The organism is Burkholderia sp. ABCPW 11 (assembly GCF_001523445.1).
In the GTDB taxonomy this organism is placed as follows: domain Bacteria; phylum Pseudomonadota; class Gammaproteobacteria; order Burkholderiales; family Burkholderiaceae; genus Burkholderia.
In genome coordinates this window covers 55,364-69,482 of record NZ_LOVM01000073.1, presented here as the reverse complement: position 1 = coordinate 69,482, position 14,119 = coordinate 55,364, and the positions used below count along the sequence as shown (strand labels likewise).

General features: G+C 70.2%; 11 protein-coding genes. 8 read left to right on the top strand and 3 right to left on the bottom strand.

Annotated elements, in window-relative coordinates; translation table 11 throughout:
• Window positions 1–6 precede the first annotated feature (6 nt).
• Together WS61_RS24220 and WS61_RS24215 are read right to left on the bottom strand one after the other, a co-directional pair.
• Window positions 7–1,590: an NAD(P)/FAD-dependent oxidoreductase gene (locus WS61_RS24220; protein WP_059504200.1), complete on the bottom strand. Its 1,584-nt coding sequence runs from the start codon at window positions 1,588–1,590 to the stop codon at window positions 7–9.
• Window positions 1,587–2,513: an SDR family oxidoreductase gene (locus tag WS61_RS24215; RefSeq protein WP_059504198.1), complete on the bottom strand. Its 927-nt coding sequence runs from the start codon at window positions 2,511–2,513 to the stop codon at window positions 1,587–1,589. The genes WS61_RS24220 and WS61_RS24215 overlap by 4 nt, the downstream gene beginning before the upstream one ends.
• Window positions 2,514–2,601: 88 nt before the next feature.
• On the opposite strand from WS61_RS24215, the gene WS61_RS24210 reads away from it, so the two are divergent.
• Together WS61_RS24210 and WS61_RS24205 are read left to right on the top strand one after the other, a co-directional pair.
• Window positions 2,602–3,258: a TetR/AcrR family transcriptional regulator gene (locus tag WS61_RS24210; protein WP_059504196.1), complete on the top strand. Its 657-nt coding sequence runs from the start codon at window positions 2,602–2,604 to the stop codon at window positions 3,256–3,258.
• A 40-nt stretch (window positions 3,259–3,298) separates the two neighbouring features.
• Window positions 3,299–3,790: a hypothetical protein gene (locus WS61_RS24205; protein WP_257127357.1), complete on the top strand. Its 492-nt coding sequence runs from the start codon at window positions 3,299–3,301 to the stop codon at window positions 3,788–3,790.
• A gap of 15 nt (window positions 3,791–3,805) precedes the next feature.
• Here WS61_RS24205 and WS61_RS24200 read toward each other — a convergent pair whose 3' ends face one another.
• Window positions 3,806–4,759, bottom strand: a complete 954-nt coding sequence (locus tag WS61_RS24200; RefSeq protein ID WP_059504193.1) for a LysR family transcriptional regulator — start codon at window positions 4,757–4,759, stop codon at window positions 3,806–3,808.
• Between the two features lie 126 nt (window positions 4,760–4,885).
• Between WS61_RS24200 and WS61_RS24195 the strand changes: the two genes are divergently transcribed.
• From WS61_RS24195 to WS61_RS24170, 6 genes are all read left to right on the top strand, one after another.
• Window positions 4,886–5,530, top strand: coding sequence for a glutathione S-transferase family protein (locus WS61_RS24195; RefSeq protein ID WP_059504191.1), 645 nt, complete (start codon window positions 4,886–4,888; stop codon window positions 5,528–5,530).
• A gap of 35 nt (window positions 5,531–5,565) precedes the next feature.
• Window positions 5,566–7,635, top strand: a complete 2,070-nt coding sequence (locus WS61_RS24190) for a pyridoxamine 5'-phosphate oxidase family protein (protein WP_059504189.1) — start codon at window positions 5,566–5,568, stop codon at window positions 7,633–7,635.
• Window positions 7,636–8,395: 760 nt separating this feature from the next.
• Window positions 8,396–10,627, top strand: coding sequence for a TonB-dependent siderophore receptor (locus tag WS61_RS24185; protein ID WP_059504187.1), 2,232 nt, complete (start codon window positions 8,396–8,398; stop codon window positions 10,625–10,627).
• Between the two features lie 59 nt (window positions 10,628–10,686).
• Complete coding sequence (pnuC, locus tag WS61_RS24180; protein WP_059504185.1) at window positions 10,687–11,331, top strand: nicotinamide riboside transporter PnuC; 645 nt, start codon at window positions 10,687–10,689, stop codon at window positions 11,329–11,331.
• 36 nt (window positions 11,332–11,367) lie between these two features.
• Window positions 11,368–12,558 carry a phosphotransferase enzyme family protein gene (locus WS61_RS24175; RefSeq protein ID WP_059504183.1) on the top strand — a complete coding sequence of 397 codons (1,191 nt, stop codon included), beginning with the start codon at window positions 11,368–11,370 and terminating at the stop codon, window positions 12,556–12,558.
• A gap of 244 nt (window positions 12,559–12,802) precedes the next feature.
• Complete coding sequence (locus WS61_RS24170) at window positions 12,803–14,116, top strand: TolC family protein (RefSeq protein ID WP_059504181.1); 1,314 nt, start codon at window positions 12,803–12,805, stop codon at window positions 14,114–14,116.
• Window positions 14,117–14,119: the final 3 nt, after the last annotated feature.

The following is a 14,119-nucleotide window of genomic DNA, read 5'->3' as shown; positions in this document are numbered from 1 at the left end:
TCGGCCTCAGCGGGTTTCGAGTGCGGGTTCGGCAGCCGGTGCGGCGGCTGCCTGGCCGGTTTGGGCGCGGCGTTCGAAATGCATCGCGGAATCGGCGAGCGGGCTGAACTTCAGCGACGCGAGATCGAGCACGTAGTTCTGGTGGAATTTCCACGGCTTGCGGTGCCCCTGCTTCGGCAGGATGCCGGCCGCACGCTGGATGTAACCCGAGCTCAGGTTGACGGCCGGCACGTCGCCGAGATCGCCTGCGCCGAGCCGCGGCACGCACGTGTCGTACCCGTTCGCGCGCATGTGATTGAGCAGCCGGCACACGTAGCGCGCGATCAGCTCGGCCTTCAGCGTCCACGACGCATTCGTGTAGCCGAACGACGACGCGAGGTTCGGCACGTCGCTGTACATCATCCCCTTGTACGACACCGTCTCCGGCAAATCGACCGCGCGGCCGTCGACCGTGATCCGCGCACCGCCGAGCATCTTCACCTTCAGCCCGGTCGCGGTGACGATCACGTCCGCGTCGAGTTGCTGGCCGCTCTTCAGCTCGAGGCCGGTCGGCGTGAAGCGCTCGATCTCGTCGGTGACGATCGATGCTCGGCCCGCGCGAATCGCCTTGAACAGGTCGCCGTTCGGCACGAGGCACACGCGCTGGTCCCACGGCATGTAGCGCGGCGTCAGGTGCTTCGCGACGTCGAAGTCGGGGCCGAGCTGCTTGCTCGCCGCGCGGATGATGAACCGTTTCGTCCGGTCGGGCTTGCGGCGCGACACGTTGTACAGGTACATCGTCAGCAGGACGTTCTTCACGCGCACGAGCCGGTGCGCGAGCCGCGACGGCAGCACGCGGCGCAGCGCGTTCGCGATCCTGTCGCGCGCGGGCAGCGACACGATGTAGGTCGGCGAGCGCTGCAGCATCGTCACGTGTCGCGCATCGGCCGCCATCGACGGTACGAGCGTGACGGCCGTCGCGCCGCTGCCGATCACGACCACGCGCCGGTTCGCGTACGACAGATCCTTCGGCCAGTGCTGCGGATGCACGAGCGTGCCCTCGAACGTGTCCATGCCTGCCCAGTCGGGCAGGTAGCCGGCGTCGTAGTCGTAGTAGCCGCTGCACATGAACAGGAAGCGGCAGGTATGGACGAGCGTGTCCGTTGCGCCGTCCCGCGTGCGTTCGATGCGCACCGTCCAGCGCGCGCGGTTCGAATCCCAGTCGGCCGCGACGACCTTCTGGCCGTAGCGGATCGTCTCGTCGATGCCATACGTGCGCGCGGTGTCGCGAATGTAATCGAGGATCGTCTGCCCGTCGGAGATCGCCTTGTCGCTGTGCCACGGGCGGAAGCTGTAGCCGAGCGTGAACATGTCGGAATCCGAACGAACGCCCGGATAGCGGAACAAGTCCCAGGTGCCGCCGATCGCGTCGCGCGCCTCGACGATCGCCACGCTCGCATGCGGGCAGCGCTGCTTCAGGTGATAGGCGACGCCGATGCCGGACAGGCCGGCGCCGACGATCAGCACGTCGAGGTCGTTGCCGTTACGCCGGTCGCGGCGGGCGTCGGGAGCAGGCGGCGCGGCGCGCCGGTCGGTCGTCGTCGAGCTCATGCGGGGTCCTTCGTCGGTGTGGTGGGGCGCGCGGCCGGCGCGTAGGCGCACTCTCCCGCGGAGGCTTCCTTCGGGCGGAGATTGCGTGCGCGGGCACGGCGCACGTGGCGCAGCATCAGCCACTGATAACCGGCGCCGAGCAGCCGCGCGATCCTGTCGAGCCGGCGCGCGTCGGCGCCGACCAGCACGCGGCGCGCATTGCGCTCGACGCCCGCGAGGATCTGCCGCGCGGCCTCGTCGGCCGTCGTCGCGTTGATCAGGCGATTGGCCTGGCGGCGATGGGTCGCTTCGTCCTGCCCCGTCAGCGCGTGGATGCTGGCATCGACGCGGCCCGCGTCGACGATGCTCGTCGCGACGCCGCCCGGATGCACGCAGGTCGCGCTCACCGGCGCGCCGTCGAGTTCGAGTTCCATCCGCAGCGCCTCGGTGAAGCCGCGCACCGCGAACTTGGTCGCGTTGTACGCGCTTTGCGTCGGCATCGCGACGAGCCCGAACAGGCTCGAGGTGTTGACGACGTGCCCGTCGCCCGATGCGCGCAGATGCGGCAGGAACGCCTGCGTGCCGTGCACGACACCCCAGAAATTGATGCCGACGATCCATTCGAGATCGGCGAGGCGGGCGGTTTCGGCGCTGGCGGCCAGCGATACGCCCGCGTTGTTGAAGATCAGATTGACCTTGCCGTGCTCGGCGCGCACGAAATCGGCCCACGCGAACATCGCGTCGCGGTCGGCGACGTCGACCCGGCGCGTGCTCACGCGCACGCCGTGCCACGCGCACGCGGCCGCCGTGCCGGCGAGCCCGGCTTCGTCGACGTCGGCGAGCGCCACCTCGCAGCCGCGCCGCGCGAGCTCGATCGCGAGGCTGCGGCCCATGCCCGAACCGGCGCCCGTGATCGCGGCGACCTTGCCGGAAAACCCCTTCATCCGTCGTTCCTCCCGTTCCGCTTGCGCTGCATCGGCGGCGCGTCTATTGTGGTGTTGGTCGTCACCACTTTAGTTTTCGGGTGTCCTGATGTCAAATAGCGGAATGGAGAAAGCACTCGAAACGGAAAAAAGAGGCCGGTCGTATGGCGGCGTGGCGCCCGAGGTACGGGCCGCCGAGCGGCGCGATGCGTTGATCCGCGCGGCGACGCGCGTGTTCGGCACGGTGGGGTTTCGCAAGGCGACCGTGCGGTCGATCTGCCAGGAAGCGAAGCTGAACGATCGCTATTTCTATGCGGCGTTCGACAGCACCGAGGATCTGTTGCGCTGCACCTATCTGCATCACGCGCAGCAGTTGCATGACGCGGTCGCGCAGGCGGTCGCCGCGCGCGGCGGCGATCTGCGCGAGCGCGTCGACGCGGGGCTCGCCGCGTTCTTCGCGTTCCTGCGCGACCCGTGCGCGGCGCGCGTGCTGCTGCTCGAGGTGATGGGCGTGAGTGCGGATACCGACATGACGTATCAGCGCATGCTGATCGACTTCGGCAAGCTGATCATGGCGATCGGCGTGCCGCGCGAAGCCGTGACGCCGGCGGAGCGCACCGAGCAGCGGCTGATCGGGCTTGCGCTGGTGGGCGCGATGACGAACGTCGGCGCCGCATGGCTGCTCACCGGCTATCGCGATCCGGAGGCGCAGATGATCGCGAGTTGCAGGAAGGTGTTGCTGGGGACGTTGGGGGCGGCGGGATAGGTGCGCGGGACTGGGGCCGGTCGCCCGCGATACGGGATGGTTGTCGATCAATAACAAGGAACTCATGCAAGTACGGAACCGATGGTGGCGCCGCGCGACGTCGGCGGGAGCGGTTGTTTCCGTCCTGATGCTGACGGGCTGCGGCTGCTGGCCGTTGAGCGAAACCACGCGCTACGAAACCGAGTGGAAATCGCAAACGGTCGCGGCGCTGTTCAGGGATGCGGACCGGGCAGGCGACGTCTGCCGCGATGCCCTCTATACACAGCACCTGAAGGACACAGTGGCGGCCTGCAAGGACGGGGCGTATGAAAAAATCCGCAATCGCATCAGCGGGGAACCCGTCACGCTCTCCTTCGCGAAGGCGACCTGCGCGGAAGCGCAAGCCCAACTGGACCAGGGTATCCCCGCCAGCATCCAGGACAGGATCTTCAATCTGAATCCGTTTCCGGACGAGTTTGCTTCGTGCATGAGCGATAAAGGATTCAAGCGCGAGGAGGTCGCCAAGAAACAGTGCTACCTGAAATTCATGTGACGGACGGCTAACCGCTCAGTCCTCCGCGCGCTTCGGTCGCGGCGCACGCGCGGGCGGCGCGACCGGCGTTTGCCCGAACCGCGCCTTCATCGCATCGATGAACGCCCGCACCTTCGGCGACGGCAGCCGCGTGGACGGATACACCGCATGAATCCCGGCCGGCGCCGTGCGCCAACCTGGCAGCAGCCGCACGAGCCGGCCGGCCGCGACGTCGTCCGCGGTCGAGAAATCCGTCAGCAGCCCGAAACCGCCGCCCGCGAGCACGATCGCGCGGCACGCGGTCGCGGTGTTCGACACCACCGGCGCGACGCAGCGCACCGACGCGCGGCCGCCGCGCGCGTCGTCGAGTTCGAGCGTTTGCGGGCGCGGCAGCGACGACAACATCACGAACGGCAGCGCGGCGAGCGCATCCGGATCGCGCGGCAGCCCGTGGCGGGCAACGAACGCCGGGCTCGCGACCAGCCATTTCTCGTAGGTGCCGAGCTGTACCGCGCGATGGTTCGAATCGGCGAGGCGGCCGATGCGGATCGCGACGTCGAGGTTGTCCGCGACGAGATCGACGACGCGGTCGTTCGCGACGAGTTCGACGGCGAGCGCCGGATGCCGGTCGCGCAGCGCGACGACGGCCGGCGCGACGACCATCGCACCATAATCGATCGGCACGCTCACGCGCAGCGTGCCGCGCAGCGGCCCGGCGTCGGACGACACCGCGTCGAGCGCGGCTTCGGCGGCGCGCACGATGTCGCGGCACGCGTCGTAGAACACGCGCCCGGCATCGGTCACGCTCAGCCGCCGCGTCGTGCGCACCAGCAGGTTCGCGCCGACCTCGGATTCGAGGCGCTGCATGTGCGTGCTGACGACCGTCTTCGCGAGGCCGAGCCGCTCGGCCGCGGCCGTCAGCGAGCCGGCCTCGACCACTGCGACGAAGATCGCCAGCCGGTTCAGGTTCACGTCGCGCAAATCGGCCATCGTCGATTGTCCTATGGAAGCGGATAATGTTTCAGCAATTATCCGTCTTCTGGCGACGAACCGCGAGCGCTACGCTGGGGCCGTTCGTCGCCGATCCCCGGCGGCGCGAGATTCCGGAGTGTTTCCATGTCTGCCGCCAGCAAGCCTGCTTCGCCGATCCGCGTTTATTCGTTCCTGTTGTCCGGGCACGCGCACCGTGTCCGGTTGTTCCTGTCGCTGCTCGGGCTGCCGTCCACGACCATCGACGTCGATCTCGCGGCCGGCGCGCAGCGCGAACCGGCGTTTCTCGCGCTCAATCCGCTCGGGCAGGTGCCGGTGATCGACGACGGCGGCACCGTGATCGCCGATTCGAACGCGATCCTCGTGTACCTCGCGAAGCGCTACGGCGACGCGCACTGGCTGCCCGACGATCCGGTCGGCGCGGCCGTCGTGCAGCGCTGGCTGTCGTACGCGGCCGGCCCGATCGCGTCGGGGCCGGCCGCCGCGCGGCTCGTGACCGTGTTCGGCGCGCAGATCGACCCGGAAGCGGCCAAGCGCACGGCCGCGAAGGTGCTCGACGTGATCGATCGCGAGCTGGCCGGCAAGCCGTTCGCGGCCGGCGCGCAGCCGACGATCGCGGACATCGCCGCGTACACGTACATCGCGCACGCACCGGAAGGCGGCGTGTCGCTCGAACCGTATCCGCACGTGCGCGCGTGGCTGGCGCGTATCGAGGCGTTGCCGGGCTTCGTCGCGATGCCGACGACGCGCGCGGGCCTGCTCGCCGCTTGACGCTCGCGGCCACCGTGCCTGTTCAGGAGAACGCAATGAATACGCCGAGCGCCGTCGTACCGGGCTGGGAACTCGAGGTCACGCCGTTTCACGCGGGCGAGCTTGCCGTGCAGCGGCGCGCGGGCGTGACGGACGCGGCGGGCGCGGCCGGCCGGCGCGGCATCCGGCGATTCATGCCGGACCAGCACCGGACCTTTTTCGCGCAACTGCCGTTCTTCGTGCTCGGCGGCGTCGATGCGCAGGGCCAGCCATGGGCGACGCTGCGGGTCGGCGCACCGGGTTTCGTCACGTCGCCGGACGCCCGCACGCTGCGCATCGCGGCGCGCGCGCTGCCGGGCGACCCGCTGGCCAGTGCGTGGCGGGCGGGCGCGCCGCTCGGCGGGCTCGGGATCGAATTCGATACGCGGCGGCGCAATCGCGTGAACGGCGTCGTGCGCGCGGCGGACGGCGATGTGCTGACGATCGCGGTCGAGCAGAGCTTCGGCAATTGCGCGAAGTACATCCAGGGCCGCAAGCCGACCTTCATTGCGCGGGACGTCGACGCATCCGTCGCGCCCGACGTGTCGGACGCGCTGAGCGATGCGGACCGCGCGCTGCTCGCGCAGGCCGACACGTTCTTCGTCGCGAGCGCGAACACGTCTCCCGACGCGGGCGCGGCGCGCGGCGCGGACGTGTCGCATCGCGGCGGGATGCCGGGCTTCGTGCGCGTCGACGATGCACGCACGCTGACGACCCCCGATTTCAGCGGCAACCGGTTCTTCAACACGCTCGGCAACCTGCAGCACGATCCGCGCGCGGGGCTGCTGTTCGTCGATTTCGACGGCGGCGACGTGCTGTATGTCGCCGCGCACGCGGAGATCGTGTGGGACGGGCCGGTCGTCGCGTCGTTCGACGGTGCGCAACGCGTCGTGCGCTTCCATGTGCGGGAAGTGCGACGCATGCGCGCGGTACTGCCGTTCCGGTGGTCGGCGGTCGAGCGCGCGCCGCAGTTCGCGGCGATGGCGTCGGCGGCGGGCGGCGCGGCAGCACCGGCCGCGCCCGCGCCCGCGCCGTCCGCGCCCGCGCCGGCCTCGGCGCCCGCATGGCGGCCGCTGCGCATCGCGAAGATCGTCGACGAGGCGCGCGCGATCCGGTCGTTCCATTTCGAGCCGGCGGATGGCGGCGCATTGCCTGCGTACGAAGCCGGTCAACACCTGACGCTACGCGTCGCGCTGCCGGGCAGCGACGCGCCGTCGATGCGCAGTTACACGCTGTCCGATGCACCGGGCGGCACGCATTACCGGATCACCGTGAAGCGCGAGGGGCGCGTATCGGCATGGCTGCACGATCATGCGCGGGTAGGCATGACGCTCGACGCGCAGATGCCGCGCGGCCGCTTCGCGTTCGATCTCGCGAGCCCGCGCCCGGCCGTGCTCGTGTCGGCCGGCATCGGCATCACGCCGATGGTCGCGATGCTGCGCCGGGCGCTGGCTGACGACGCGCCGTCGCGCCGCGTCGTGTTCGTGCACGGCGCACGCGAAGCGGCCGACCGGCCGTTTGCCGCGGAACTGGCGCGCATCGCGGCCGCCGATGCGCGCGTGTCGCTTCACTGGTTCGACAGTCGTCCTCACGAAGGGGCGGCCGCGCGGGCAGGCCGCATCGACGTCGGGCAACTGAAGCGGGTCCTGTCGTTCGACGACTACGATTTCTACCTGTGCGGGCCGTCGGCATTCATGCGCGACCTGTACGACGGCCTGCGCGCACTGAACGTGCCGGACGAGCGCATCCGTTTCGAGGCGTTCGGGCCGTCGAGCGTTTCGCGCAGTGCGACCCGCACGGCTGCTGCGCCCATGGCGGCAAGCGTGCCGGTGGTGTTCCGGCGCACGGGGCGCGAAGCCGCGTGGACGCCTGCCGACGGCACGCTGCTCGAATTCGCGGAAGGGCAGCGCGTGGCCGTGCCGTCCGAATGCCGCGCCGGTTCGTGCGGCACGTGCGCGACGCGCGTGCTGTCGGGCGCGGTCGACTACGCGCAGACGCCCGATGCGCCGGTCGCACCCGGCTGCGCGCTGCCGTGCGTCGCGCGGCCCGCGCGAGGGGCCACGGAGCCGCTCGTGCTCGATTGCTGACGCGCTTGCGACATGTGACCGCGGACGGCTTGCCGCGCAAAAAGCGCGCGCAACTGCTGCTTTTTTTCGGATGCCGTCCGGGTCGACGAGAGCGTCGACCGATTTGATGAACGAGCCCGTCGTGAAACTGCCCGGCATGGAGGTGACGATGCGGGGGGGGGGCTAAAGCGAACGGGCTAACGAACCGGTAGCAGGCGCCCATTCCCGCGCCGGTTCCAGGCACGTTCTGCCCGGCGCACGACGACGCGGCGTCGGGGCCGGCACGCGCGACGCGAATCGCGCCCGCATCTTCGCCGCCGTCGTGCCGCCCGAACCGCGATTCCGGTTGCCGCCTTCTCCGTTTCCCGTTCCGTCCGATTCCTCGGCCCTGTGCCCCGCCCGGGGTAAAATGCGCGCCACGCCGCGATGTCGCGCGCCGGGCAGGCCGCCGTTCCGACGAACGGCCGGCGCGAGTGCCCGCCGCCCGCACCGGGGCGTTCGAAGCGTCCCCCGCATGACACGATCGCGCGAGGCGCCGGCCGGCCGACAGGCACCCGACGGACCCGTTGGCCGCTGCATCGTTTCCGGCGCGTCATCCGAATCCGATGCCCCATCCTGCGCTGTTCCGACCGGCCGGCCCGCTCGCGCGCCGCATGGTCCGGTTCGTCCGATGAATACCGCGTCGACGCACGCGTCCGGCGACGGCGCGGCGGCGGGTGCACGCTTCGCAGCTTCCAACGGGTTTCGACAGGGTCGAGTGGCGAGTTTTCCATCCAGAACAATGACGGTGAATAGAACAACAGCGGCGCCCGAACGGCGGCGGCGCACGAAGGTCGGGCTCGGTGTCGGTCTCGGCGTCACGCTTTTCGCGGTGCAGGCTGCCGCGGCACCGGGCGACCCGCCCGCGCCGGGCGCCGACGCGACCGGCAGCGCGACGCTGCCCGCGATCACGGTGAGCGGCGAGCGCGGCCACCCGCTGCGGGCGCGCGAAGCGTCGGTCGCGGGGTTCGACGACGCGCCGCTGCGCGACACGCCGGCGTCGGTGAGCGTCGTCACGCGCGCGCTGATCGACGATCAGCAGGCGAAGCGCTTGAGCGACGTCGTGCGCAACGATGCGTCGGTCGTCAACGACTATGCGCCGGTTGGCTATTTCGAAGGCTTCGCGATCCGCGGCTTTCCGGTCGATCTCGCGAGCGCGATCCGGATCGACGGGCTGACGGTGTCCGGCGAGCAGAACGTGCCGCTCGAGAACAAGGAGCGCGTCGAGATCCTGAAAGGGCTCGCGGGCATCGACGGCGGCGTCGTCGCGCCGGGCGGCGTGATCAACTTCGTGACCAAGCGCTCCGCGAACGTCGCGAGCGTGACGGGCGGCGTCGACAGCCGCGGCTCGACGTCGGCGGCCGTCGATCTCGGCCGCCGCTTCGGCCCCGACCATCAGTTCGGGTTCCGGATCAATGCGGCGAAGGAGAACATGCACTCCTATATCGACGGCACGAACGGGCGGCGCACGTTCGGCTCGATCGCCGCCGACTGGGACATCGGCCCGCGCGCGAGCCTGCAGTTCAACGCCGAATTCCAGCAGTGGATCCAGCGCTCCGCGCCCGGCTACCAGTTGCTCGGCGGCACCGTCGTGCCGTCGGTCAAGACGACGTCGAAGGCGCTCGGCACGCAGCCGTGGGCGAAACCGGTGACGACCGATGCGCTGAACCTGAACGCACGCTTCGACTATCGGTTCAACGACGACTGGAAGGCCTACGTCGCCGCCGGCCGTAGCCGCACGATGATCGACGACAACAGCGCGTTCGCGTACGGCTGCTCGTACGCGGCAAGCTGCGCGGCCGGCGCGACGTCGCCGTTCTTCTTCGGCGCGAACGGCGACTACGACGTATACGACTTCCGCAGCCCCGGCGAATACCGGCGCAACGACGATCTGCGCGCGGTCACGACGGGCAGGTTCGCGACGGGGCCGCTGCGGCACGAGCTGACGCTCGGCGTGAGCGTGCAGCGCCGCGTCGTGCACATGGCCGACGCCGTGTACGACTACGTGGGCAGCGAGAACGTCTACGGGCCGGACCTGACCTTCTCGCCGTCGCCGAATTCGCCCGGGCCGTCGTATCCGCGCCTCGATGCGTGGCAGTACGGCGTGTTCGGGCTCGACCGCATCGGCATCGGCGAACACTGGCAGGTGCTCGCGGGCGGCAAGGAAGTGCTGCTGCGCCAGCGCAGCTGGAGCAGCCTCGACGGCGATACGACACATACCGACCGCTCGGTGTTCCTGCCGCAGGTCGCGCTCGTCTACAAGCCGGTGGACGTGCTGTCGCTGTATGCGTCGTACAGCAAGGCGCTGTCGCTCGGCGATCAGGCGCCCGTGCGCGCGACCAACGCGTATGCGTTCCTGCCGCCCGTCGAATCGCATCAGTTCGAGGTCGGCGCGAAATACGACTGGCTCGACCGGCTGAGCCTCACGGCCGCCGTGTTCTCGATCAGCAAGCCGTTCCAGTTCGCCGATCCCGACGCATCGGGCACGACCTACACGTTCGTGCAGCGCGGCACGCAGCGGCACCAGGGAATCGAGCTCGGCGCGGCCGGGCGCGTGACCGAGCGGCTGGGGCTGACGGCCAGCGTCGCGGCGATTCGCGCCCGCGCGGTCGATTCGGGGTCGCCGGCCTACGAAGGACACCAGATCATCAACGTGCCCGCGCTGCGCGCGTCGCTGTATGCGGACTACGCGGTGCCGGGCATCGCGGGCCTGAACGTGCTCGGCGGCGTGGAATACAGCGCGGCGCGCAACGCGAACGAGGAAGGCACCGCGCGCGTGCCGTCGTGGTTCGTGTTCAATCTCGGCGCGCGTTATACGACGAAGATCGGCGGCCATCGCACGGTGTTGCGCGTATCGGTGGACAATCTGTTCAACAAGTTCTACTGGCGCGACGCAGGCGAGCAGCAGGGCGATGCGTACCTGTTCCCGGGTGCGCCGCGCACCGCGCGCGTGTCGTTGACCTATGATTTCTGACCGACCGGAATCGGCCGCGTGACGCGCGGCCCCGGCAGCCCACCAGGAGAGCACAGACGATGTCCCCACTCGAAATCGCCGGCGTGATCGTCAGCGCGCTCGCGATCTGGCTGACCGCGAAACGGCGCATGCTGTGCTGGCCGGTCGGCCTCGCATCGGTCGCGCTGTACGGCTGGATCTTCTTCGACGCGAAGCTGTATTCCGACATGCTGCTGCAGGGCGCGTTCGCGGTGCTGCAGGTGTACGGCTGGCAGCGCTGGCTCGCGCAGCGCGCGAGCGAGGCCGCCGGCGGTGCCGACGGCGAGGCGGCGCCGGCCGGCGATGTCGCACCCGTGACCGGCGTGCGGCCCCGGCAGATGCTGCCCGACCTGATCGCGGCCGTCGTCGGCAGCGCGCTGCTCGGCGGGATGATGGCGCGCTGGACCGATGCGGCGCTGCCGTTCGTCGATGCGTCGCTGACCGCGTTCAGCCTCGTCGCGCAATACTGGACCGCACGGCGCTACATCGCGTCGTGGGGACTGTGGATCGTCGTGAACGTCGTGTACGTCGGGATGTTCGTGTTCAAGGAACTGTATCTGACGGCCGGACTCTATGCGCTGTTCATCGGGCTGGCCGTCGTCGGCTGGCGCGACTGGAGCCGGACGGCCGCCGCATTGCGTGCAGCCGCCGGCGGCCCGCTCGCATCGGGCGGCGGCGCGCGCTGATTCGCGCACGGATTCAACTACGGAGCAACGCCGTTCATGTCATTCCCCCTCGAGCCGGACGGCCCCCTGTCGCGCGACGTCGCGCCGCCGCAATTCGGCGTCGATGGCGAGCAGGCCGAACGCGACTGGCCGCTGATCACGCACGACGAAGTGGCGGCCGTGCTCGCGCGGATCGACGGCGCGGGCGAACCGGTGCGGCTGACGTGGCACAGCCCGCGGCAGTTCGCGGCCGCCGTGCTGGTGCGGATGGCCGACGGGCGCGGGTTGTTCGTCAAGCGTCATCACGCGAGCCTGCGCGATGTCGCCGGGCTCGAGGAAGAGCATCGCTTCATCGCGCATCTGCGCGCGCGCGGGATGCCGGTGGTGGACGTGCTGGCCGATCGCAACGGTGCGACCGCGTTCGCGTCCGGCGAATGGACGTACGAGGTGCACGTGCTCGCACCCGGCGTCGATCCGTATCGCGGCGTGATGTCGTGGCAGCCGTTCACGCATCCATCGCATGCGTATGCGGCCGGCCGCGCGCTGGCCGAGCTGCATCGCGCGTCGGCCGGCTACGATGCGCCCGCGCGGCCCGTGCGCACGCTGCTGTCGAGCTTTCGCGTGCTGTCGTGCGCCGATCTGGCGGGCGCGCTCGAACGCTGGGTCGACGCGCAGCCGCTGCTCGTGCGTGCGCTCGGCTCGCGCGACTGGCGTGGCGACGTGGCCGACGCGATCGGCCCGTATCACGCGCGCCTCGTGCCGCTGCTGCCGGCGTTGCCGCCGCTGTGGACGCACGGCGACTGGCACGCGTCGAACCTGTTGTGGACGGAGGCGGGGCCCGGCGCGCAGGTCCGGACCGTGCTCGATTTCGGCTTGTCTGACCGCACCTGCGCGGTCATGGACCTCGCGCTCGCGATCGAGCGCAATACGGTCGACTGGATGGCGCCGGCCGATGCGCGGCGCGTCGAATACGACCAGATCGACGCGCTGCTCGACGGCTACGAATCGCTCGAACCGTTGAGCGACGACGCGTATGCGGCGCTGGTCGCGCTGCTGCCGATCGTGCATACGGAGTTCGCGCTGTCGGAAGTCGCGTATTTCGGCTGCATCATCGATGCGCCGGCGATCGTCGACATCGCGTACGACGGCTACCTGATCGGGCACGCGCGCTGGTTCGGCGAACGCGACGGGCAGCAACTGCTCGACTGGCTCGTGCAGCGGCGGCGCGCGAAGCAAGGGCTCGCCTGATCCGAGTGCGCGGGCCTGCCGCGCACGCGTACCGATTCCTCGACAACCTGCAATCTTCCGTGCGCGCGTCGCGCGGTACGTTCAACCCGTCCTCCCGATCTTCGACGCGGCATGCCGTTCCCGCAGGGCGGTCGCACGCCTGCGTGCCGCTGCACCCGACATGACGGAAATATCATCTTCGCCTCATGTTCGCACTGCGGCCGGTCCGTAGCATCGGTCGCGAACCGTTACCGCAGAACCGAACATGCTCAAGCTCAACCTCGCCGCGGCCATCGTCTTCGCGATGGCCGCGACGGCTCATGCACAGCCGTCGCCGACGCCGGGGCCGGCCACGACCGCAGCCGGCAGCGCGACGCCGATCGGCGCACCGCCATCCGGCGCGCTTCCTGCGCCGTCATTGACGCTGTCCGATGCGCTCGCGGTCGCGGCGCGGAACAATCCGGCGCTGCGCGGCGCGCGCGCGGACGTCGATGCATCGGCCGGCGCGTTGATGCAGGCCGGCGCGCGCCCGAATCCCGAAGTGTCGTTCCTGCAGGAAGGCTTCAGCCGCGCCGAACGCACGTCCACCGCGATGATCGGCCAGGCCATCGAACTGGGCGGCAAGCGCCGCGCACGGCTCGATGTCGCGTCGTACGGCCGCGAGGCGGCGAGCGCCTCGCTCGACGAGCAGGGCGCCGCGGTGCGCGCCGACGTGATCGCCGCGTTCTACGGGCTGCTCGCCGCACAGCGCCAGCTACAGGTGACCGAGGAATCGGCCGCGATCGCCGCGCGCTCCGCGGATCTCGCGGCGCGCCGCGCGCAGGCCGGCAAGGTGTCGCCGGTCGAGGCGACCAAGGCGCAGGTCGCGGCGGCCGGCGTGCAGATCGAAGCGGTGACCGCGCGCGGCCGTGTCGAGGTTGCGCGCGAGAAGCTGAACGCCGTGATGGGCGAAGCGCGCAGCGACCGGCTCGCGGTGCGCGGCGACCTGGAAAACGTGCCGCCGGTCGAGCCGCTGTCCGCGTTGACCGCGCAGCTCGACGACGCACCGCTCGCGCGGGTCGCGCGCGCCGAGCTGCTGCGCGCGAATGCGGCCGTGTCGCTCGAACGCGCGCGCCGCGTTCCGGACGTGACGGTTAGCGCGGGCGTGAAGCGCGTGACCACAGGCGGCGTGCCCGACAACCAGGCCGTGGTCGGCATATCGATCCCGATTCCGCTGTTCAACACGAACCGGGGTGCGCTGCTCGAGGCGACGCACAAGGCCGAGCGCGCGAACGCCGATCTCGATCGCGAACGCACGCGCCTGCGGCTGGAGCTCGCGCAGGCGTACGCGAATTTCGAGGCCGCCGAGCAGGAAGCGCAGCGGCTGAAATCCGACATCCTGCCGGCCGCGCGTCTTGCGCTCGACGCGATGTCGCGCGGCTACGAGCTCGGGAAGTTCAGCTTCCTCGACGTGCTCGACGCGCAGCGCACGCTGTTCCTGGGGCAGTCGCAATACGTCCGTGCGCTCGCCGGCGCCCATGCGGCTCGCGCCGATATCGGCCGGCTCGTCGGCACGCCGCTCGCGGCCGTCGCGCGCTAAGCG

What these genes read in the sequence shown, in the direction of transcription:
- WS61_RS24195 (WP_059504191.1), top strand. Translation starts at nt 4,886, where the DNA reads ATGTCTGCCGCCAGCAAGCCTGCTTCGCCGATCCGCGTTTATTCGTTC.
- WS61_RS24190 (WP_059504189.1), top strand. Translation starts at nt 5,566, where the DNA reads ATGAATACGCCGAGCGCCGTCGTACCGGGCTGGGAACTCGAGGTCACG.
- pnuC (WP_059504185.1), top strand. Translation starts at nt 10,687, where the DNA reads ATGTCCCCACTCGAAATCGCCGGCGTGATCGTCAGCGCGCTCGCGATC.
- WS61_RS24170 (WP_059504181.1), top strand. Translation starts at nt 12,803, where the DNA reads ATGCTCAAGCTCAACCTCGCCGCGGCCATCGTCTTCGCGATGGCCGCG.
- WS61_RS24220 (WP_059504200.1), bottom strand. Translation starts at nt 1,590, where the DNA reads ATGAGCTCGACGACGACCGACCGGCGCGCCGCGCCGCCTGCTCCCGAC.
- WS61_RS24200 (WP_059504193.1), bottom strand. Translation starts at nt 4,759, where the DNA reads ATGGCCGATTTGCGCGACGTGAACCTGAACCGGCTGGCGATCTTCGTC.
- WS61_RS24175 (WP_059504183.1), top strand. Translation starts at nt 11,368, where the DNA reads ATGTCATTCCCCCTCGAGCCGGACGGCCCCCTGTCGCGCGACGTCGCG.
- WS61_RS24215 (WP_059504198.1), bottom strand. Translation starts at nt 2,513, where the DNA reads ATGAAGGGGTTTTCCGGCAAGGTCGCCGCGATCACGGGCGCCGGTTCG.
- WS61_RS24185 (WP_059504187.1), top strand. Translation starts at nt 8,396, where the DNA reads ATGACGGTGAATAGAACAACAGCGGCGCCCGAACGGCGGCGGCGCACG.
- WS61_RS24210 (WP_059504196.1), top strand. Translation starts at nt 2,602, where the DNA reads ATGTCAAATAGCGGAATGGAGAAAGCACTCGAAACGGAAAAAAGAGGC.